We start from the raw sequence: 17,977 nt of genomic DNA on the forward strand, positions 1-17,977 counted from the left end.
ATCCGATATGTTGTGTCAATGTGCCGGAGCCGGCGGGATGCCGGCCCAGGCCTATCGCCGGTATTCGAAGCCGAGTTTGCGGCCGATCCAGGACGCATAGAACTCGCCGACGATGCCGCGCCGGAAGAGCAGCACGCAGACCATGAAGACGATGCCGGTGATGATGGTCACCGGGAAGCCGGTGGTTGCGAGGTAGTTGCCGAGCGTCACCACGAGGCCGGCGCCGACCACCGGCCCGATCAGCGTGCCGATCCCGCCGAGCAATGTCATCAGGATCACCTCGCCCGACATCTGCCAGGTGACGTCGGTCAGCGTGGCGAACTGGAAGACCAGCGCCTTTACCGCGCCGGCAAGGCCGGCCAGCGCCGCGGACATCACGAAGGCGCCGAGCTTGTAGCGGGCGACGGAATAGCCGAGCGAGACGGCGCGCGCCTCGTTTTCGCGGATCGACTTCAGGATCATGCCGAAGGGCGAGTTGATGAAGCGCCAGATGACGAAGAGGCCGATGACGAAGATCGCCAGCACCAGATAGTACATGTTGAGCGGTTGCGAGAGATCGATGAAGCCGAAGAGATGGCCGCGCGGCACCGACTGGATGCCATCCTCGCCATGGGTGAACTCGGCCTGCAGGCAGAAGAAGAAGAACATCTGCGAGAGGGCGAGCGTAATCATGGCGAAGTAGATGCCCTGCCGGCGGATGGCGAAGAAGCCCATGATGAGGCCGAGAACGGCAGCACCCAGCACGCCCGCGAGAATGCCGAGTTCCGGCGAGAAGCCCCATTCCTTCACTGCATGGGCGGTGAAATAGGCCGCGCCGCCGAAGAAGGTGGCATGGCCGAAGGAGAGGAGGCCGGTATAGCCGAGCAGCAGGTTGAACGCGCAGGCAAACAGCGCGAAGCACAGGATCTTCATCAGGAAGACCGGGTAGAGGAAGAAGGGGGCCGCAATCAGCAGGATGAGTCCGATGCCGAGCAGGATCGTGCGCGCGGCGGAAGCGTTGCCGGTCGTCGGAGACGCCGAATGCGACGAGGTGGTTGTCGTTGTTGTCGAATGAGCCATGTCACGCATCCCGACCGAAGAGGCCCGCGGGCCGGATGAGAAGAACGATCGCCATGATGACGAAGATCACGATGTTGGAGGCTTCCGGATAGAATACCTTGGTCAGGCCTTCCGCGATACCCAGCATGTAGCCGGTGAGGATGGCGCCCATGATCGAGCCCATGCCGCCGACCACGACCACCGCGAAGACGACGATGATGATGTTCGATCCCATCAGCGGCGACACCTGGTAGACGGGCGCGGCGAGCACGCCGGCAAAGGCGGCGAGCGCGACGCCGAGACCGTAGGTGAAGGTCAAGAGCACCGGCACGTTGACGCCGAAGGCCTGCACCAGCGTCGAGTTTTCCGTTGCGGCGCGAAGGTAGGCGCCGAGCTTGGTCTTCTCGATCAGAAGCCATGTGCCGATGCAGACGACGAGCGAGACGACGACCACCCAGCCGCGATAGATCGGCATGAACATGAAGCCGAGATTGGTGCCGCCGGAAAGGGCCGATGGCGTCGCATAGGGCTGGCCGGACGAGCCGTAGAGGTAACGGAAGGTGCCCTCGATGGTCAGCGCCAGGCCGAAGGTGAAGAGCAGGCCGTAGAGCGGATCGAGATCGTAGAGACGCCGCAGGAACAGGCGTTCGACAATCGCGCCGAGGATGCCGACGATCAGCGGCGCAAGAATGAGCGCCGGCCAGTAGCCGATGCCGAGGAAGGTGAGCAGCAGGTAGGCCACGAAGGCGCCGAGCATGTATTGCGCGCCGTGGGCGAAGTTAATCATCCGGAGCAGGCCGAAGATGATCGCCAGCCCGAGCGACAGGAGCGCATAGAAGGAGCCGTTGATGAGGCCGATCAGCAATTGCCCGAGAAGCGCCTGGAGGGGAACGCCGAATATCATCGTCATGGCATCAGACCCCCAGAACCTTGTGAAGCATGTCCATGCGTTCGGGCAGCTCGCTCACCTTGAACTCGGCCACCATCTGGCCGTGCTCCATCAGGTAGAAGCGGTCGGCGACGCGGCTTGCGAAGCGGAAATTCTGTTCGACCAGAAGCACGGTCATGCCTCTCTGCTTGAGTGTCTTCAGCACCTCGCCGATGCGCTGCACGATGACGGGGGCAAGGCCTTCCGTCGGTTCGTCGAGCAGCAGCAGGCGGGTGCCGGTGCGCAGGATGCGGGCGATGGCGAGCATCTGCTGTTCGCCGCCGGAAAGGCGCGTGCCCGGGCTGTTCCTGCGTTCGTGGAGATTGGGGAAGAGCTCGAAGATCTCGTCCAGCGTCATGCCGCCCTTGGCGACTTCCGGCGGAAGCATCAGGTTTTCGAGCACGTTGAGCGTCGAGAAGATGCCGCGTTCCTCCGGCACGAAGCCGATGCCGTGATGGGCGGTGCGGTGCAGCGGCACCTGCATCATGTCCTTGCCGGCGAAACGGATTTCGCCCTTGCGGGCCCGGACGATGCCGGTGACGGTGCGCAGCGTCGTGGTCTTGCCGACGCCGTTGCGGCCGAGAATGGTGACGGTCTCGCCTTCGCCGACATTCATGTCGACGCCATGCAGGATATGGCTTTCGCCGTACCAGGAATTGAGGTTTCGGACTTCCAGAAGTGCCGTCATGTCAGGCCTCCTCCGTGCCCATGTAGGCCACGCGGACGCGCGGATCGTTGCTCACCGTCTCGTAATTGCCTTCGGCGAGGATCTCGCCCCGCTGCAGCACCGTCACGTGATGGCAGATGTTGGCGACGACCGAGAGGTTGTGCTCGACCATCAGGACGGCGCGGGTTCTCGCGACTTCACGGATGAGATCGGCGATGACGCCAACGTCTTCCTGCCCCATGCCGGCCATCGGCTCGTCCAGCAGCAGGACCTTCGGATCGAGCGCGAGCGTGGTCGCAATCTCGAGGACGCGCTTGCGGCCGTAGGAGAGGTCCGCCGCGACGACGTCGCGCTCCTTGGAAAGGCCGACGGTGGACAGCAGTTGCTCGGCGCGTTCGTTCAACGTGTCGAGGGCCGAGAGAGGCCGCCAGAACTGATGGGCAAGCCCGTTCGGCCGCTGCAACGCCACGCGGACATTGTCGAGCACGGTGAGGTGCGGGAAGACCGCCGAAATCTGGAAGGAACGGACGAGCCCCATGCGCGCAACCTTGTCCGGCGGCGTCTGGGTGATGTCGGTGCCGAGCAGGTTGATCGTTCCGGCCGAGGGCTGCAGGAACTTGGTCAGCAGGTTGAAGACGGTCGTCTTGCCGGCCCCGTTCGGGCCGATCAGAGCGTGGACCCGCGCGTGATGGACGTCGAGATCGACGTTGCGCACGGCGGTGAAGCCGCCGAAATCGCGGCGGAGACCGCGGGCGGACAAGACCACCCGCGACTCCCCGTTGAGATGTGCCGAAGCGTTCGTCATTGCGACCGGCCGGGCTTACTTGACCAGCTCGCAACCGCTCTTGGCGGGATCGATATAGGCTTCCTTGCCCGGAATGGTGGCGAGCACGTTGAAGTAATCCCACGGCTCCTTGCTGTCGCCGGGCTTCTTCACTTCGAGCAGGTACATGTCGTGGAACATGCGGCCGTTCGGGCCGACGCTGCCGCCCTTGGCGAAGACGTCGTCCACCGGCATTTCGTGCAGCAGCTTGGCGACGGCTTCCGTCTCGTCGGTGCCGGCCTTGTCGATCGCCTTCAGATACTGCATCACGGCGGAATAGGTGCCGGTATGAACCATGTTCGGCATCTTGCCGGTGCGCTCGAAGAAGCGCTTGCCGAACTTCTGGCTCTCCTCGTCGCGGTTCCAGTAGAAGCCTTCCGTCAGCGTCAGGCCCTGTGCCGCCTCGAGGCCAAGGCCGTGGACTTCCGCAAGGGTGAAGAGAAGGGCCGCAAGGCGCTGGCCGCCCTGGGTGATGCCGAATTCGGCGGCCTGCTTGATGGCGTTCTGGGTGTCGGCGCCGGCATTGGCAAGGCCGATGACCTTGGCGCCGGAGGACTGGGCCTGCAGCAGGAAGGAGGAGAAGTCGGTGGTGGCAAGCGGGTGGCGAACCGATCCCACCACGTTACCGCCTGACGACTTCACGAAATCGCTGGTCTGCTGTTCGAGCGAATAGCCGAAGGCGTAGTCGGCGGTCAGGAAGAACCAGCTGTCGCCGCCCTGCTTCACCAGCGCGCCGCCGGTGCCGACCGCAAGCGCGTGGGTGTCATAGGCCCAGTGGAAGCCGTAGGGGCTGCACTGCTTGCCGGTGAGTTCGGTGGTCGCAGCGCCGGTGACGATGTCGATCTTCTTCTTTTCCTTGGCGATGGCCTGGACGGCGAGCGCAACGGAAGAGGTGGTCAGTTCCATGATCGCGTCGACCTGGTCGGTGTCGAACCACTGGCGGGCGATGTTGGAGGCGATGTCGGCCTTGTTCTGGTGGTCGGCGTCGACGATCTCGACCGGCACGCCGAGGACCTTGCCGCCGTAATCCTCGACCGCCATCTTCGCGGCCTCGACCGAGGACTTGCCGCCGAAGTCGGCATAAACGCCGGACTGGTCGTTCAGGATGCCGATTTTCACCTTGCCGTCCGATGCATCGGCAAGGGCTGCCGTGCTGCTTGCCAAAAGAATAGCCATGGACGCAATGAGCTTGTTTCGCATTTGATCTCCTCCCAGAGTGCAGGTCGCGAACCTGTTCAAAATTGACCAGCCCTTCTCCTCAAAACGGCGGATCATGGCGGGCATGATCCGGGAAAGCGCTTGTTGACGCAAGCGCCCGGTTTAACTAATTGCAAACAGGGTCTGTTCGTTTTTGAACAGAAGGGGAGGGCGATGAGCAGCGGACATTTCACCTGGGACGACCTGCAGTTCTTCCTCGCGGTTGCCCGTACAGGCCAGCTTTCCACGGCCGCCCGGCAGCTCAGGACCAGCCATGCGACGGTGTCGCGGCGGATCGACCGGCTGGAATTCGCGCTGAAGGTGAAGCTCTTCGAGCGCAATCCACGCGGCTACGTGCTGACCGGCATGGGGCAGCGTTTCGTCGAGACGGCGGAGAAGATCGAGCAGGAGACGGAGCGGCTGCAGGCCGAGCTTGCCGGTGGCGCAACCGCCCAGCGCGGCGTCGTCAGGCTTTCCGCGCCGGAGGGTTTTTCCAACTTCTTCTTCAGCCACACGCTGACCGACTTTTCCGTCCGTCATCCGAACATCTCGCTGGAGCTGGTGACCATCCAGCAGATCATGGCGCTGTCGCGCAAGGAGGCCGATCTCGCGGTCGTTCTCGATCCCCCGAAGGCCGGTCCGTATTTTTCCGAGAAGCTCACCGACTACCATCTGCAGATCTATGGGACGCGCGGCTATCTGGAGGCGCGGGGCGTGCCGAAGACCCGCGACGACCTGCTGGAGCATTCCTTCATCGGCTATGTGCAGGACATGATCTTCGCGCCGGGACTCGACTATCTCGGCGACATCCATCCGAAGATCCGGCCGAATTTCCAGAGCTCCAGCATCTTCTCGCAGCTGACCGCCACGCGCAGCGGGCTCGGGCTTTGCGTGCTGCCGCTCTTCATCGCCCAGCGCTATCCGGAGCTGCAGGTGGTGCTGGAGGACGAGGTGGACCTGCTGCGCCACTACTGGATCGCCTGCCATCACGATCTGAGGCAGGTGGCGCGCATCCGTACCGTGATCGAATTCCTGCGGGAATCGGTTCAGGCCAATGTCCGCGGGTTCATCGGGAATTCGGGGGCGAAGGTTGGGCTGGTGTCGCGGGGGTGAGCCACAAGTGCCAGACTTATGTAACGGCATCCTGGGTACAACCGCCGAAGCTCCGTGTCCCTCGCTTCCCGGCGCTTCCGGGAAACACCTGAGGTGATCCCCGGAACTCTCGTCGTCAGTCGTTGCGCAGGCGGCCCTCGACGAGGTCGAGGACGGAGCGGGCGGCGTCCATGACGTTGGTGCCGGGGCCGAAGACGGCGGAGACGCCGTGGTCCATGAGGTAGTCGTAGTCCTGCCGGGGAATGACGCCGCCGACGACGACGACGACGTTTTCGGCGCCCTTGGCCTTCAGGGCTTCGACCAGTTGCGGCGCCAGCGTCTTGTGGCCGGCTGCGAGCGAAGACATGCCGACAACCTGGACCTTTTCCCTGACCGCAAGATCGGCGGCCTCGTCCGGTGTCTGGAAGAGCGGGCCGGCGACGACGTCGAAGCCGATGTCGCCGAAGGCGGATGCGATCACCTTGGCGCCGCGATCATGCCCGTCCTGGCCGAGCTTGGCGACGAGAATGCGGGGGGCAGCGCCCTTGGCCTTCCTGTAGCCGTCGAGGCGGTCGGAGAGGATCGAGAGTTCCGGATCGCCCTGATAGGCCTTGCCGTAGATGTTGCGCACGACCTTCGGGACTGCGGCATGGTCGCCGAAGACGGCGCGCATGGCATCCGAGATTTCGCCGACGGTGGCGCGCTCCCGGGCGGCATCGACGGCTGCCTCGAGAATGTTGCCCTCGCCGGTGCGGGCGACTTCGGTCAGGCGGGCCAGCGCCTTTTCGACCTTTTTCGTGTCGCGCCGGCGCTTGGTTTCCTCGATGCGCCTGATCTGGGAGGCGCGGACGGCGGAATTGTCGATCTCCAGAATGTCGATGGGCTCCTCGTTCTCCAGGCGGAACCTGTTGACGCCGACGATGACTTCCTCGCCCTTGTCGATCGCCGCCTGACGGCGGGTCGCGGCTTCCTCGATCAGGCGCTTGGGCAGGCCGGCATCGACGGCTTTGGTCATGCCGCCCATGGCTTCCACTTCCTCGATCAGCGCCCAGGCCTTCTCTGCCAGTTCGTTGGTCAGGCTTTCGACATAGTAGGAACCGGCGAGCGGATCGACGACCTTCGTGACGCCTGTCTCGTTCTGCAGGATGAGCTGGGTGTTGCGGGCGATGCGGGCCGAGAACTCGGTCGGCAGCGCGATGGCTTCATCGAGCGCGTTGGTGTGCAGCGACTGGGTGCCGCCGAGTGCCGCCGACAGCGCCTCATAGGCCGTCCGGATGACGTTGTTGTAGGGGTCCTGTTCCTGCAGCGAGACGCCGGAGGTCTGACAATGGGTGCGCAGCATCAGGGAGGAGGCCTTCTTCGGCTCGAATTCCTCCATGATGCGGGTCCAGAGCAGGCGGGCGGCGCGCAGCTTGGCGGCCTCCATGAAGAAGTTCATGCCGATAGCGAAGAAGAAGGACAGCCGACCGGCGAAATCATCGACGTTCAGGCCCTTCTTCAGCGCGGCGCGAACGTATTCGCGACCGTCCGCCAGCGTGAAGGCCAGTTCCTGCACCAGCGTCGCGCCGGCTTCCTGCATGTGGTAGCCGGAAATCGAGATGGAGTTGAATTTCGGCATCTGCTTTGCCGTGTACTCGATGATATCGGCAATGATGCGCATCGAGGGTTCCGGCGGGTAGATGTAGGTGTTGCGGACCATGAACTCCTTCAGGATGTCGTTCTGGATGGTGCCGGAAAGCTTGTCGCGGGAAACGCCCTGTTCCTCGCCGGTGACGATGAAATTGGCGAGGATCGGGATGACCGCGCCGTTCATGGTCATGGAAACGGAGATGTTTTCGAGCGGAATGCCGTCGAACAGGATCTTCATGTCCTCGACGCTGTCGATCGCCACGCCTGCCTTGCCGACATCGCCTTCGACGCGGGGATGGTTCGAGTCGTAGCCGCGATGGGTGGCGAGGTCGAAGGCGACGGAGACACCCTGCTGGCCTGCGGCAAGCGCCTTGCGGTAGAAGGCATTGGACTCTTCCGCAGTCGAGAAGCCGGCATACTGGCGGATCGTCCAGGGACGACCGGCATACATGGTGGCGCGCGGGCCGCGGACAAAAGGCGCAAAGCCCGGCAGGGATTTCAGGTGATCGATGCCCTCAAGGTCTTCAGCCGTGTAGAGCGGCTTGACGTCGATGCCCTCGGGCGTATGCCAGGTCAGCGTTTCGGCCGGACGCTTCAGCTCCTTCTCGGCCAGCGCTTCCCAGTCCTTGATGGTCTTCTCGCTCGACATCCATTTTCCTCCTGCGCCTTTAACCACGCGCGCGGGGCCGTGGCTTGAATACTTTGTCTTGTCGCATGTCGTTGCCGCAAAACCGCTCAACACTTTTGCGCGACATGCTCTAGATCGGACGGGGCGCCGGAGCTGCCTCGTTTAGTGTATAAAAGGTGGCACCTTCCGGCACCCCGTTCAGCGGTTTTTGCCCGCGGTCCGGGTTCCTCGCACGAACAGAAATCGGCTCGTCCCGATTTCGCGTCCGGCAGTCAAGGCCACGGTTTGCAGCCTTCTTGCCGGGTTTCAAAGGGCGCCGGGGTTTCACCGGCTGCCGTCCGCCTCTCTGCCGTAACGGCACGTCGCTTTTTCAGCGAGAGGACCCAATTCCACGAACCCCCGACACGGCTCTTGCGTCTCTTCCCCGCACCGGGCGCCGGTTGCCTCTCGCCGCGACGCCTCGCAGTGTATCCGATGAAGCAACGACGCCATGGTGACATGACGCCATCGGCCGGGGACGAATGGCGGGGAGGGAGGTTGAAAACAAATGGAAAATCCACTTTGTCTTCCCCTTGTTTCCCCCTCTGCCCTGCCGGGCATCTCCCCCACAAGGGGGGAGACAACAAGCGGTCGTCTGGCCATTTCCAAATCCGGGGCGGCGATTTCCGCCGAGGCACTCAATCAGTCCGGACTTCCTGTTTGCAGAGGCGCGAGGCGTTTCCCCATCCTGTCTCCCCCCTTGTGGGGGAGATGCCCGGCAGGGCAGAGGGGGATATCCACCATCGCCCTCTGCCTTATTCGAACTCCATAATCAACTCGTCGACGGCGAGGCTCTGGCCGGCGTTGACGGCGACCTTCTTCACCACGCTGCGCTTTTCCGCCTTGAGGATGTTCTCCATCTTCATGGCTTCGACGGTGGCGAGCGCCTGACCCGCTTCCACCTGATCGCCCTCCTTGACGGCAACCGAGGTGATGACGCCCGGCATCGGGCAGAGCAGCATCTTCGAGGTATCCGGCGGCAGCTTTTCCGGCATCAGCCTGGCGAGTGCGGCGATGCGGGGCGAGCGGACGCGGGCGGTGACATCCATGCCACGCCAGCGCAGGCGGATCGCGGCGCCCTTCAGGTCCACCTTCACGCCGACGGCTTCGCCATCGACATGGAAGACCGTGTGGCTCTGGCCCGGAAGCCAGCCGCCGGTGACGGAGCACTTGCCGTCATCGGCAAAGGCGATGGCGGTGCCGTCCGTGCCGGTTTCAACCGTCAGCGGGAAGGAATGGCCGGCAAGCGTAACCACCCAGTCCTTGCCGACCTTGCGCGGATGATTGCCGATGGTGCCGGAAATGGCGACGGCGCGCTCCTGAAGCGTCTGGTTGATGACCGCGGCGATGGCGGCGAGCTTGCGGGCGGCCTTCTCGTCCGGGGCGACGCCGGTGAAACCGTCCTTGAATTCCTCGGCGATATAGGCCGTGGTCAGCTTGCCGGAGCGGAAGCGCTCCTGCTGCATGACGGCGGAGAGGAAGGGCAGGTTGTGGCCGATGCCCTCGACCTCGAAATTGTCGAGTGCCTTCGACATGGCGTCGATCGCGGTCAGGCGGTCGGGTGCCCAGGTGCAGAGCTTGGCGATCATCGGGTCGTAATACATCGAGATCTCGCCGCCTTCGTAGACGCCGGTATCGTTGCGGACAACGGTGCCGTCATCCTCCCTGCCTTCGACCGGCGGGCGGTAACGCGTCAGGCGGCCGATGGAGGGCAGGAAGTTGCGGTAGGGGTCTTCGGCATAAAGGCGGCTTTCGATCGCCCAGCCGTTGAGCTTGACGTCCGTCTGGCCGAAGGAAAGCTTTTCGCCGGAGGCGACGCGGATCATCTGCTCCACGAGGTCGAGGCCGGTGATGAGTTCGGTGACCGGGTGTTCCACCTGCAGGCGGGTGTTCATTTCGAGGAAGTAGAACTTGTTCTGCTTGCCGTCGACGATGAACTCGACCGTGCCGGCGGAGTGGTATCCCACGGCCTTGGCGAGCGCCACGGCCTGTTCGCCCATGGCCTTGCGGGTCGCTTCGTCGAGGAAGGGCGAGGGGGCCTCCTCGATGACCTTCTGGTTGCGGCGCTGGATCGAGCATTCGCGCTCGCCGAGGTAGAGCACGTTGCCGTGCTTGTCGCCGAGCACCTGGATTTCGATGTGGCGCGGCTCAGTGACGAACTTCTCGATGAAGATGCGGTCGTCGCCGAAGGATTTCTTGGCTTCGTTCCTCGATGACTGGAAGCCTTCGCGGGCTTCCTCGGCGTTCCAGGCAATGCGCATGCCCTTGCCGCCGCCGCCGGCAGAGGCCTTAATCATCACGGGATAACCGATCTGGTCGGAGATCTTCACAGCCTCGTCTGCATCCTCGATCAGGCCCATATGGCCCGGAACCGTGGAGACGCCGGCTTCGGCCGCAAGCTTCTTGGAGGTGATCTTGTCGCCCATGGCCTGGATCGCGCCGACCGGCGGGCCGACGAAGGTAATGCCTTCATTGGCGAGCGCATCGGCGAAGACGGCGTTTTCCGACAGGAAGCCGTAGCCCGGATGAACGGCGTCTGCGCCGGTCTTGCGGATCGCCTCGAGGATCTTCTCGATGACGATATAGGACTGGTTGGACGGAGCCGGACCGATATGGACGGCCTCGTCAGCCATCTTCACATGCAGCGCGTCCCGGTCGGCGTCGGAATAGACGGCGACGGTGGCGATGCCCATCTTCTTCGCGGTCTTGATGACCCGGCAGGCGATTTCGCCACGGTTGGCGATGAGGATTTTCTTGATTGTCACCGTCACACCTCGAATACGTCTTCAAAAGATTCCGGGAAGTTCTGCCGGGCGAGTTTTTCGTTAATCACCAGCATGGCTTCGTAGGAAAGCGGATCGAAATCCTTGTCCGCCGCGATGACTTCGCGGCCGAAAAGAAGGTTCAGCCGGGCGGCATCAAGGTTGCCGCGCTCGAAGGGCTCGTCGCCGAAATGGTGCCAGAGGGCATGCAGGAAGGCCGCGTCGATGCGGTGTTCCTTGGTGCCCGGGCGGGCCTTGCGCGGCAGGGCTTTCAGCGGCGTCACGCCTTTCGGATTGGCGCGGCGGATGGTGAACTGCACGCCGGTGCCGGGCATCCCGGACGGGAAGCCCTTGTGCTTGGTCATGTCGGGAAGGTCAGCCATCGGTCTACCCCCTTACAACGGGATCGTGTCGTGCTTCTTCCAGTGCGTGCCGAGCTGCTTGTTGCGCAGCGAGGCGAAGGCACGGGCGATGCGGCGGCGCGAGGAATGCGGCATGATGACTTCGTCGATGAAGCCGCGTTCGGCGGCGACGAAGGGGTTGGCGAAGCGCTCCTCGTATTCCTTCGTGCGGGCCGCGATCTTTTCGGGATCGTTGAGCTCGGAGCGATAGAGGATTTCGGTCGCGCCCTTGGCGCCCATGACGGCGATCTCGGCGGTCGGCCATGCATAGTTGATATCCGCGCCGATATGCTTGGAGGCCATGACGTCGTAGGCGCCGCCATAGGCCTTGCGGGTGATGAGCGTCACCATCGGAACCGTGGCCTGGCTATAGGCGAAGAGCAGCTTCGCGCCATGCTTGATGACGCCGCCATATTCCTGGCTGGTTCCGGGAAGGAAGCCGGGAACGTCGACCAGCGTCAGGAGCGGAATGTTGAAGGCGTCGCAGAAGCGGACGAAACGGGCGGCCTTGCGCGAACTATCGATATCGAGGCAGCCGGCGAGCACCATCGGCTGGTTGGCGACGACGCCGACCGTCTGGCCTTCCATGCGGATGAAGCCGGTGATGATGTTCCTGGCGAAGGCTTCCTGGATCTCGAAGAAATCGCCCTCGTCGGCCAGGGCGTAGATCAGCTCCTTCATGTCGTAGGGCTTGTTGGAACTGTCCGGGATCAGCGTGTCGAGACGGTTCTCGACGCGGGCCGGATCGTCGTGGAAGGGGCGGACCGGCGGCTTTTCGCGGTTGTTGAGCGGCAGGAAGTCGAAGAGCAGGCGGACCTGTTCCAAGGCCTCGATGTCGTTCTCGTAGGCGCCGTCGGCGACCGAAGACTTTTTGGTGTGGGTCGAGGCGCCGCCGAGTTCTTCGGCCGTGACGATCTCGTTCGTCACCGTCTTCACGACGTCGGGGCCGGTGACGAACATGTAGGAGCTGTCACGTACCATGAAGATGAAATCGGTCATGGCGGGCGAATAGACCGCGCCGCCGGCGCAGGGGCCCATGATGACGGAGATCTGCGGCACGACGCCGGAGGCATCGACATTGCGCTTGAACACGTCGGCATAACCGGCGAGCGAGGCGACGCCTTCCTGGATGCGGGCACCGCCGGAATCGTTGAGGCCGATCACCGGTGCGCCGTTCTTCATCGCCATGTCCATGATCTTGCAGATCTTCTGGGCATGGGTCTCGGAAAGCGAACCGCCAAGCACGGTGAAATCCTGCGAGAAGACGTAGACCTGACGGCCGTTGATCGTGCCCCAGCCGGTGACGACGCCGTCGCCGGCGACCTTCTGGTTTTCCATGCCGAAGTCGGTGCAGCGATGGGTGACATACATGTCGTATTCTTCGAAGGAGCCCTCATCGAGCAGAACCTCGATGCGCTCGCGCGCCGTCAGCTTGCCCTTGGCGTGCTGGGCGTCGATGCGGCGCTGGCCACCGCCGAGATGAGCCTCGGCGCGACGCGCCTCGAGCTGGTCCAATACCATTCGCATGCTTCCTCCCGACATTTTCATGAAGCTTTTCAGGATGATTTGTGCCCTTAAACGGCAGGCGAGGCAAAGAAAATGATTGAAGAGGTGCAATTGTGGATTTATAAATTTGCAAACTGAAAAATGCGAAATTGCAAATGGCGATCGGCAAGCTCTTCATCGGCCGCAAGGTGCGCGAAATCAGGCAGGCGAGCGGCGGCACGCAGGCCCAGTTCGCCGACATGATCGGCATCTCCACCAGCTATCTTAACCAGATCGAGAACAACCAGCGGCCCGTTTCGGCGTCCGTGCTTCTGGCGCTTGCGGAAAAGTTCGGGATCGACATCACCGAGCTTTCCTCCGGCCAGAACGACCGGTTGCTGTCGGCGCTTTCCGAGGCGCTGTCGGACCCGCTGTTCGAGACCTATACGCCGAGCCTGCAGGAACTGAAGCTCGTCACCCAGAACGCGCCGGGCCTTGCCCATGCCCTAATCACCTGCCACCAGGCCTATCGGCGCAACGGCGAGCAGCTTGCGAGCTATGCCGACCGTGCGGGCGGTGCGACCGCCAACGAGACGACCTCCTATGACGAGGTGCGGGACTTCTTCCATTTCGTCGACAATTACATCCACGATATCGATGCGATGGCGGAGGGGCTGGCGGCGGACCTGAAGCTCGGCGAGGGCGAAAACTACGCGGCCATGACCGGCTTTCTCGAAAGCCGCCATGGCGTGCGGGTGGTGCGCGGCGAGGCCGGCGACGAGGCGATCCGCCGTTACGATCCGAAATCGCGCATCCTGACGCTCTCCCGCTATGCCTCGGCGCCGACGCGCGACTTCCAGATCGCCACCCAGATCGCCCAGCTTCACGCCGAGGCGAAGATCGACCAGGTCGTGAAGTCGGCGGGCTTCCGCACGGAGGAGGCGGCGGAAATCTGTCGCATCGGCCTGCACAATTATTTCGCCGGCGCGCTGATCCTGCCCTATCGCAGCTTCCTGCAGGCGGCGCGGGAACTGCGCCACGATCTCGAATTGCTGGCCGCCCGTTTCGGCGCGTCGCTGGAGCAGGTCTGCCACAGGCTGTCGACATTGCAGCGTCCGGGTCAGAAGGGTGTGCCGGTCTTCTTCGCCCGTATCGACCGGGCGGGCAACATCACCAAGCGGCACAGCGCCGCCCGTCTGCAGTTCGCCCGCTTCGGCGCGGCCTGTCCGTTGTGGAACGCGCATCAGGCCTTCGAGGCGCCGGGCCGCATCATCCGCCAGCTTGCCGAAACGCCCGATGGCGTGCGCTACCTCTGTCTGGCGACGCAGGTGAACAAGGGCACGCTCGGCTTCCGCGCGGCGCAGCCCCGCTATGCGCTGGCGCTCGGCTGCGAGATTTCCTATGCGGACCAGTTCGTCTATGCCGACGATCTCGATCTTTCCAACCGCGCGGCCTTCGATCCGATCGGCATTTCCTGCCGGATCTGCGAGCGGGTGAAATGCACGAGCCGCGCCGTGCCGCCGCTCAAGCACAGGCTGGTGGTCGACCACACCGTCAGGAATGCCAACCCTTACGAGATCGAGTGAGGGACGGGCTGGCGAAAGACCGGCCCGTCAGCTTCGCAACTCGTCCGTCATGAGATCGATGAAACGCCTGACGCGGGGCTCCAGCAGGCGCTTGTCCGGATAAAGCGCGACGATGTTGACGTCCGCTGTTTGACGGTCGGGCAGGACCTGCCGCAGGCGTCCGGCGGCGAGATCGGGCGCGGCGAGAAAATCGGGGAGGAGGGCAATTCCGAGCCCCGCGACGGCGGCATCCCTTAGTGCCTCGCCGCTGTCCAGCCGCAGGCGGCTTCGTCCCTGCGCCCTGATCCAGCCGCCGTCTTCTGCGGGAAAGCGCCAGGCCTGCCGCTGGTTGCGGCTGGTGAAGATCAGGCAGTCATGGGTGGCAAGATCGTCGACGGTTTCGGGTTCGCCGCGTTCGGCGAGATAGGCGGGAGCCGCACAGAGCACGGCCTTGAAGCGGGCGACGACACGGGACACCAGCCGGGATTCGGAGGTTGTGACGCCGATCCGGATCGCGAGGTCGAAGCCTTCGTCGACGATGTCCTCGATGCGATCGGTGAAACTCACCTCCACCTGCATCTCGGGCCAGGCTTCCAGATATTTGCCGATAAGCGGCAGCATGACCAGCCTTCCGAAGGCGTCGGGAACCGTCAGCCGCAGCACGCCGCGGGGCGTGCCGGTCGTTCCGGCCACGCTTGCTTCGGCTTCGTCGATCGTGGCGAAGATCTGCAGGCCGTGCCGGTAGAAGGTCCGTCCTTCGTCGGTGAGGCTGAGCGTGCGCGTCGTGCGGTTCAGGAGGCGTGTGCCGAGGCGTTCCTCAAGCCGGAGAACGGCCTTTCCGGCCGCCGAGCGCGACAGGCCCATGGCCTTGCCGCCGGCAACGAAGCTCCCGGCATCGACAACGGCCATGAAGACCTGGATATCGCTCAGATTGGCACGCTGCATGAACACTCCGGCGGTTCGCTTCTGTGTCGACGTCCATTCGTCAATCGACCGGCTATAGCAATCCCGTCCGGCGCGGATCGGCGTGCGGACCGGTCGACGACGACAGGAAGGAACAGAGACATGACACAAACGCTTGGCCGTTTGAACCCGCCGACGCTGCCCGATGCGGGCGCGCTCGGCTATTCGCAGATCACCACCGTGGAGCCGGGCCGGCTTGCCTTCATTTCCGGGCAGGTGGCGTGGCAGCCGGGCGGCGGACGTGCGCCTGACGATCTTGCCGGACAGGCGCTACTCGTGGTCGCCAATGCGAAGTCGGCGCTCGATGCAGTCGGGGCGACACCGCACGACATTGTCATGGTGCGGCTCTATCTGACGGACCTCACCCCGGATCGGATAGGAGAGGCGATGCCCGCCGTGCTCGCCTTTCTCGACGGCGCAAAGCCGAGCCTGACCGGCATCGGCGTCGCCGCGCTCGCCGGGCCGGATCTCCAGATGGAAATGGAGATGGTGGTGCGCCTGCCGTCCTGATCTCAGCCGAACAGCGGCTGCGGATGGGGCCTGAAGAAGGGCTCGACGATCTCGGCGCCGATGGCGTCGAGGCTCGCGGGCGACCATTTCGGGTTGCGGTCCTTGTCGATAATGGCGGCGCGGATGCCCTCGTAGAAATCCGGCGTGTGCAGGATCTGGGCTGTCGCGGCGAATTCCCGTTCGAGACAGGTCCTGAGGTCGGGCGATTTTCTGGCCGCCCTCAGGAGCGCCAGCGTGACCTTCAGGCTGGTCGGCGATTTCGCCATCATGGCGGAGCGGACCTTGGCCGCAAACGGATTCGCCTCCGCCGCGAGGGCAGCCTCGATCTCCTCGACCGCATCGAAGCCGAAGCAGCGATCGATGAGCGCCCGATTGTCGGCGAAGTCGCCTCCGGGCAGCGTGGTCGCTGCGGCGTCGACCAGCAGGGAGACGTCCTTGTGCGTCGTGCCGGGCAGCAGGATTGTCAGCTTTTCCGCAAGATCAGCCAGGGCGTCCGCCGGGACGAACCAGTCGGCGAGACCGGCCTCGATGGCATCCGCAGCGCCGACGGCCTCGCCCGTCAGGCCCATGAGGGTGCCGAGTTCTCCGGGCGCCTTCGCCAGCAGCCAGGTGGCTCCGATATCGGGAAAGAAGCCGATGCCGGTTTCCGGCATGGCGAGTTTGGTCGTATCGGTCACGACGCGGTGGCTGCCATGGCTCGATACCCCGACGCCGCCGCCCATGGTGATGCCTTCCATGAAGACCACATAGGGTTTCGGATAGGCAGCGATGCGGGCATTCATGCGGTATTCCGCCCGCAGGAAATCGGCCGCGCGTCCGTCGCCTGCCTTGCCGCTTTCGTAGAAAGTGCGGATGTCGCCGCCGGCGCACAGGCCGCGTTCTCCGTCGCCCGTCATCAGCACGGCGGCAATTGCGGGGTCCTTTTCGAAGCGGTCGAGTGCTTCCTCGATCGCCTTCACCATGTCGAGCGAGAGGCTGTTCAGCACCCGCGGACGGTTGAGCAGGATCAGGCCGAGGCTGCCCTGCCTGCCCGTCAGCACATCCCCGCCCGTCATTTCCGCCGAAAGATAGCGCATGTCCCGTCTCCCCCCTTAGCGCCCCAGGATCGAGCGGGCGACGATCACCCGCATGATCTCGTTGGTCCCTTCCAGGATCTGGTGCACACGCAGATCCCTGACGATCTTTTCAACGCCGTATTCAGCGAGATAGCCATAGCCGCCATGCAGCTGCAAGGCCTGGTTGGCGACGGCAAAGCAGCGATCGGTCACCAGCCGCTTGGCCATGGCGCAGAGAACGGTCGCGTCGGACGCCTTGTCGTCGAGAGCGGTTGCCGCGCGCCAGAGGAAGGTGCGGGCCGCTTCCAGGTCTATCGCCATATCGGCAAGCGTGAACTGCAGGGACTGGAAATCGGCAAGCGGCTGGCCGAAAGCCTTGCGTTCCTGAACATAGGCCGTCGCTTTTTTGAACGCCGCGCGCGCTCCACCGAGCGAGGCGGCGGCAATGTTGAGGCGGCCGCCATCGAGGCCGGACATGGCGATGCGGAAGCCTTCGCCCTCGGCGCCGAGCCGCTGGCTTTCCGGCACGCGCACGCCGTCGAGCATGACGGCGCGGGTGGGCTGGGCGTTCCAGCCCATCTTCTTCTCGTTGGCGCCGAAGGTGAGGCCCTTTGCATTGCCCGGCACGAGAAAGGCGGAAATGCCCTTCGGACCCTCCTCGCCGGTGCGGGCCATGACGATGTAGAGCGCACTTGCGCCGGCGCCGGAGATGAACTGCTTCTGGCCGGTCAGCACGTAGTCGTCGCCGTCGCGCACGGCGCGGGTTTTGAGCGCCGCCGCATCCGAACCGCAGCCGGGTTCCGTCAGGCAGTAGCTTGCCAGCGCGTCCATGGTCGCAAGGGCGGGCAGATGTTCCTCGCGCTGCTCGGGCGTGCCGTAGCGGTCGATCATCGTCGCGCACATGTTGTGGATCGAGATATAGGCGGCGACCGTCGGGCAGCCGGTGGCGAGCGCCTCGATGATGAGGGCGGTGTCGAGCCGCCCGAGACCGGAGCCACCGACATCGTCGGCCACGCAGATCGCGCCGAGTCCGAGGCTTCCCGCCTTCTTCAGCGTGTCGATGGGGAAGTGCTTCTTCTGGTCCCATTCCAGCGAGAAAGGCGCCAGTTCGTCGTCGGCGAATTCCGTCGCCATGTCGACGAAGGCCTGTTGCTGATCGCTCAGGGTGAAATCCATGCCTACTCCTCCGCATTCC

Annotated in this window: 15 protein-coding genes; 3 read left to right on the plus strand and 12 right to left on the minus strand. The window is 63.9% G+C overall.

Annotated elements, in window-relative coordinates:
* Positions 1–51: 51 nt before the first annotated feature.
* The 5 genes from J5N58_RS04060 to J5N58_RS04080 are packed head-to-tail and all read right to left on the minus strand — an operon-like array spanning position 52 to position 4,656.
* Positions 52–1,059, minus strand: coding sequence for a branched-chain amino acid ABC transporter permease (locus J5N58_RS04060; protein ID WP_244709794.1), 1,008 nt, complete (start codon positions 1,057–1,059; stop codon positions 52–54).
* Between the two features lies 1 nt (position 1,060).
* Positions 1,061–1,948: a branched-chain amino acid ABC transporter permease gene (locus J5N58_RS04065; RefSeq protein ID WP_112829236.1), complete on the minus strand. Its 888-nt coding sequence runs from the start codon at positions 1,946–1,948 to the stop codon at positions 1,061–1,063.
* A gap of 4 nt (positions 1,949–1,952) precedes the next feature.
* The gene (locus tag J5N58_RS04070) at positions 1,953–2,654 is read right to left on the minus strand and encodes an ABC transporter ATP-binding protein (protein WP_112829237.1); all 702 of its coding nucleotides are present in this window, start codon (positions 2,652–2,654) and stop codon (positions 1,953–1,955) included.
* A gap of 1 nt (position 2,655) precedes the next feature.
* Positions 2,656–3,438 (minus strand): ABC transporter ATP-binding protein, encoded by a 783-nt coding sequence (locus J5N58_RS04075; protein WP_113424376.1) that lies wholly within the window; start codon positions 3,436–3,438, stop codon positions 2,656–2,658.
* A 15-nt stretch (positions 3,439–3,453) separates the two neighbouring features.
* On the minus strand, positions 3,454–4,656 hold the full coding sequence (locus tag J5N58_RS04080; protein WP_112829239.1) for an ABC transporter substrate-binding protein: 1,203 nt from the start codon (positions 4,654–4,656) through the stop codon (positions 3,454–3,456).
* A 171-nt stretch (positions 4,657–4,827) separates the two neighbouring features.
* Between J5N58_RS04080 and J5N58_RS04085 the strand changes: the two genes are divergently transcribed.
* Entirely contained in the window at positions 4,828–5,766 is a 939-nt protein-coding gene (locus J5N58_RS04085) for a LysR family transcriptional regulator (protein WP_112829240.1), read from the plus strand.
* Positions 5,767–5,881: 115 nt separating this feature from the next.
* On the opposite strand, the gene scpA is transcribed toward J5N58_RS04085, so the two are convergent.
* The 4 genes from scpA to J5N58_RS04115 all read right to left on the minus strand — a co-directional run bounded on the left by scpA (position 5,882) and on the right by J5N58_RS04115 (position 12,731).
* Positions 5,882–8,023: a methylmalonyl-CoA mutase gene (scpA, locus tag J5N58_RS04090; RefSeq protein ID WP_244709796.1), complete on the minus strand. Its 2,142-nt coding sequence runs from the start codon at positions 8,021–8,023 to the stop codon at positions 5,882–5,884.
* Between the two features lie 773 nt (positions 8,024–8,796).
* The gene (locus J5N58_RS04105; protein WP_342345978.1) at positions 8,797–10,812 is read right to left on the minus strand and encodes an acetyl-CoA carboxylase biotin carboxylase subunit; all 2,016 of its coding nucleotides are present in this window, start codon (positions 10,810–10,812) and stop codon (positions 8,797–8,799) included.
* A complete protein-coding gene (locus J5N58_RS04110; protein ID WP_113340869.1) occupies positions 10,809–11,186 on the minus strand; it encodes a hypothetical protein in 378 nt (125 codons plus the stop codon). The genes J5N58_RS04105 and J5N58_RS04110 overlap by 4 nt, the downstream gene beginning before the upstream one ends.
* A gap of 12 nt (positions 11,187–11,198) precedes the next feature.
* Positions 11,199–12,731, minus strand: coding sequence for an acyl-CoA carboxylase subunit beta (locus tag J5N58_RS04115; RefSeq protein ID WP_112829372.1), 1,533 nt, complete (start codon positions 12,729–12,731; stop codon positions 11,199–11,201).
* Between the two features lie 134 nt (positions 12,732–12,865).
* Between J5N58_RS04115 and J5N58_RS04120 the strand changes: the two genes are divergently transcribed.
* Positions 12,866–14,275, plus strand: a complete 1,410-nt coding sequence (locus J5N58_RS04120; RefSeq protein WP_112829244.1) for a helix-turn-helix domain-containing protein — start codon at positions 12,866–12,868, stop codon at positions 14,273–14,275.
* 27 nt (positions 14,276–14,302) lie between these two features.
* On the opposite strand, the gene J5N58_RS04125 is transcribed toward J5N58_RS04120, so the two are convergent.
* The gene (locus J5N58_RS04125) at positions 14,303–15,199 is read right to left on the minus strand and encodes a LysR family transcriptional regulator (RefSeq protein WP_113444305.1); all 897 of its coding nucleotides are present in this window, start codon (positions 15,197–15,199) and stop codon (positions 14,303–14,305) included.
* 120 nt (positions 15,200–15,319) lie between these two features.
* Here J5N58_RS04125 and J5N58_RS04130 point away from each other — a divergent pair, with 120 nt between their 5' ends.
* Positions 15,320–15,727 carry a RidA family protein gene (locus tag J5N58_RS04130; RefSeq protein WP_112829246.1) on the plus strand — a complete coding sequence of 136 codons (408 nt, stop codon included), beginning with the start codon at positions 15,320–15,322 and terminating at the stop codon, positions 15,725–15,727.
* 2 nt (positions 15,728–15,729) lie between these two features.
* Here J5N58_RS04130 and J5N58_RS04135 read toward each other — a convergent pair whose 3' ends face one another.
* Both J5N58_RS04135 and J5N58_RS04140 read right to left on the minus strand, forming a co-directional pair.
* Positions 15,730–16,803: an enoyl-CoA hydratase/isomerase family protein gene (locus tag J5N58_RS04135; protein WP_244709798.1), complete on the minus strand. Its 1,074-nt coding sequence runs from the start codon at positions 16,801–16,803 to the stop codon at positions 15,730–15,732.
* Between the two features lie 15 nt (positions 16,804–16,818).
* On the minus strand, positions 16,819–17,958 hold the full coding sequence (locus J5N58_RS04140; RefSeq protein ID WP_113444306.1) for an acyl-CoA dehydrogenase family protein: 1,140 nt from the start codon (positions 17,956–17,958) through the stop codon (positions 16,819–16,821).
* Positions 17,959–17,977 lie beyond the last annotated feature (19 nt).

The organism is Paenirhizobium cremeum (assembly GCF_022884085.1).
Taxonomy (GTDB): domain Bacteria; phylum Pseudomonadota; class Alphaproteobacteria; order Rhizobiales; family Rhizobiaceae; genus Allorhizobium; species Allorhizobium cremeum.

Excerpts from the sequence above, each read along its gene's own strand:
- J5N58_RS04120 (WP_112829244.1), top strand. The coding sequence starts at position 12,866 with ATGGCGATCGGCAAGCTCTTCATCGGCCGCAAGGTGCGCGAAATCAGG.
- J5N58_RS04125 (WP_113444305.1), bottom strand. The coding sequence starts at position 15,199 with ATGCAGCGTGCCAATCTGAGCGATATCCAGGTCTTCATGGCCGTTGTC.
- J5N58_RS04075 (WP_113424376.1), bottom strand. The coding sequence starts at position 3,438 with ATGACGAACGCTTCGGCACATCTCAACGGGGAGTCGCGGGTGGTCTTG.
- J5N58_RS04130 (WP_112829246.1), top strand. The coding sequence starts at position 15,320 with ATGACACAAACGCTTGGCCGTTTGAACCCGCCGACGCTGCCCGATGCG.
- J5N58_RS04115 (WP_112829372.1), bottom strand. The coding sequence starts at position 12,731 with ATGCGAATGGTATTGGACCAGCTCGAGGCGCGTCGCGCCGAGGCTCAT.
- J5N58_RS04085 (WP_112829240.1), top strand. The coding sequence starts at position 4,828 with ATGAGCAGCGGACATTTCACCTGGGACGACCTGCAGTTCTTCCTCGCG.
- J5N58_RS04060 (WP_244709794.1), bottom strand. The coding sequence starts at position 1,059 with ATGGCTCATTCGACAACAACGACAACCACCTCGTCGCATTCGGCGTCT.
- J5N58_RS04110 (WP_113340869.1), bottom strand. The coding sequence starts at position 11,186 with ATGGCTGACCTTCCCGACATGACCAAGCACAAGGGCTTCCCGTCCGGG.
- J5N58_RS04065 (WP_112829236.1), bottom strand. The coding sequence starts at position 1,948 with ATGACGATGATATTCGGCGTTCCCCTCCAGGCGCTTCTCGGGCAATTG.
- scpA (WP_244709796.1), bottom strand. The coding sequence starts at position 8,023 with ATGTCGAGCGAGAAGACCATCAAGGACTGGGAAGCGCTGGCCGAGAAG.
- J5N58_RS04080 (WP_112829239.1), bottom strand. The coding sequence starts at position 4,656 with ATGCGAAACAAGCTCATTGCGTCCATGGCTATTCTTTTGGCAAGCAGC.
- J5N58_RS04070 (WP_112829237.1), bottom strand. The coding sequence starts at position 2,654 with ATGACGGCACTTCTGGAAGTCCGAAACCTCAATTCCTGGTACGGCGAA.
- J5N58_RS04135 (WP_244709798.1), bottom strand. The coding sequence starts at position 16,803 with ATGCGCTATCTTTCGGCGGAAATGACGGGCGGGGATGTGCTGACGGGC.
- J5N58_RS04140 (WP_113444306.1), bottom strand. The coding sequence starts at position 17,958 with ATGGATTTCACCCTGAGCGATCAGCAACAGGCCTTCGTCGACATGGCG.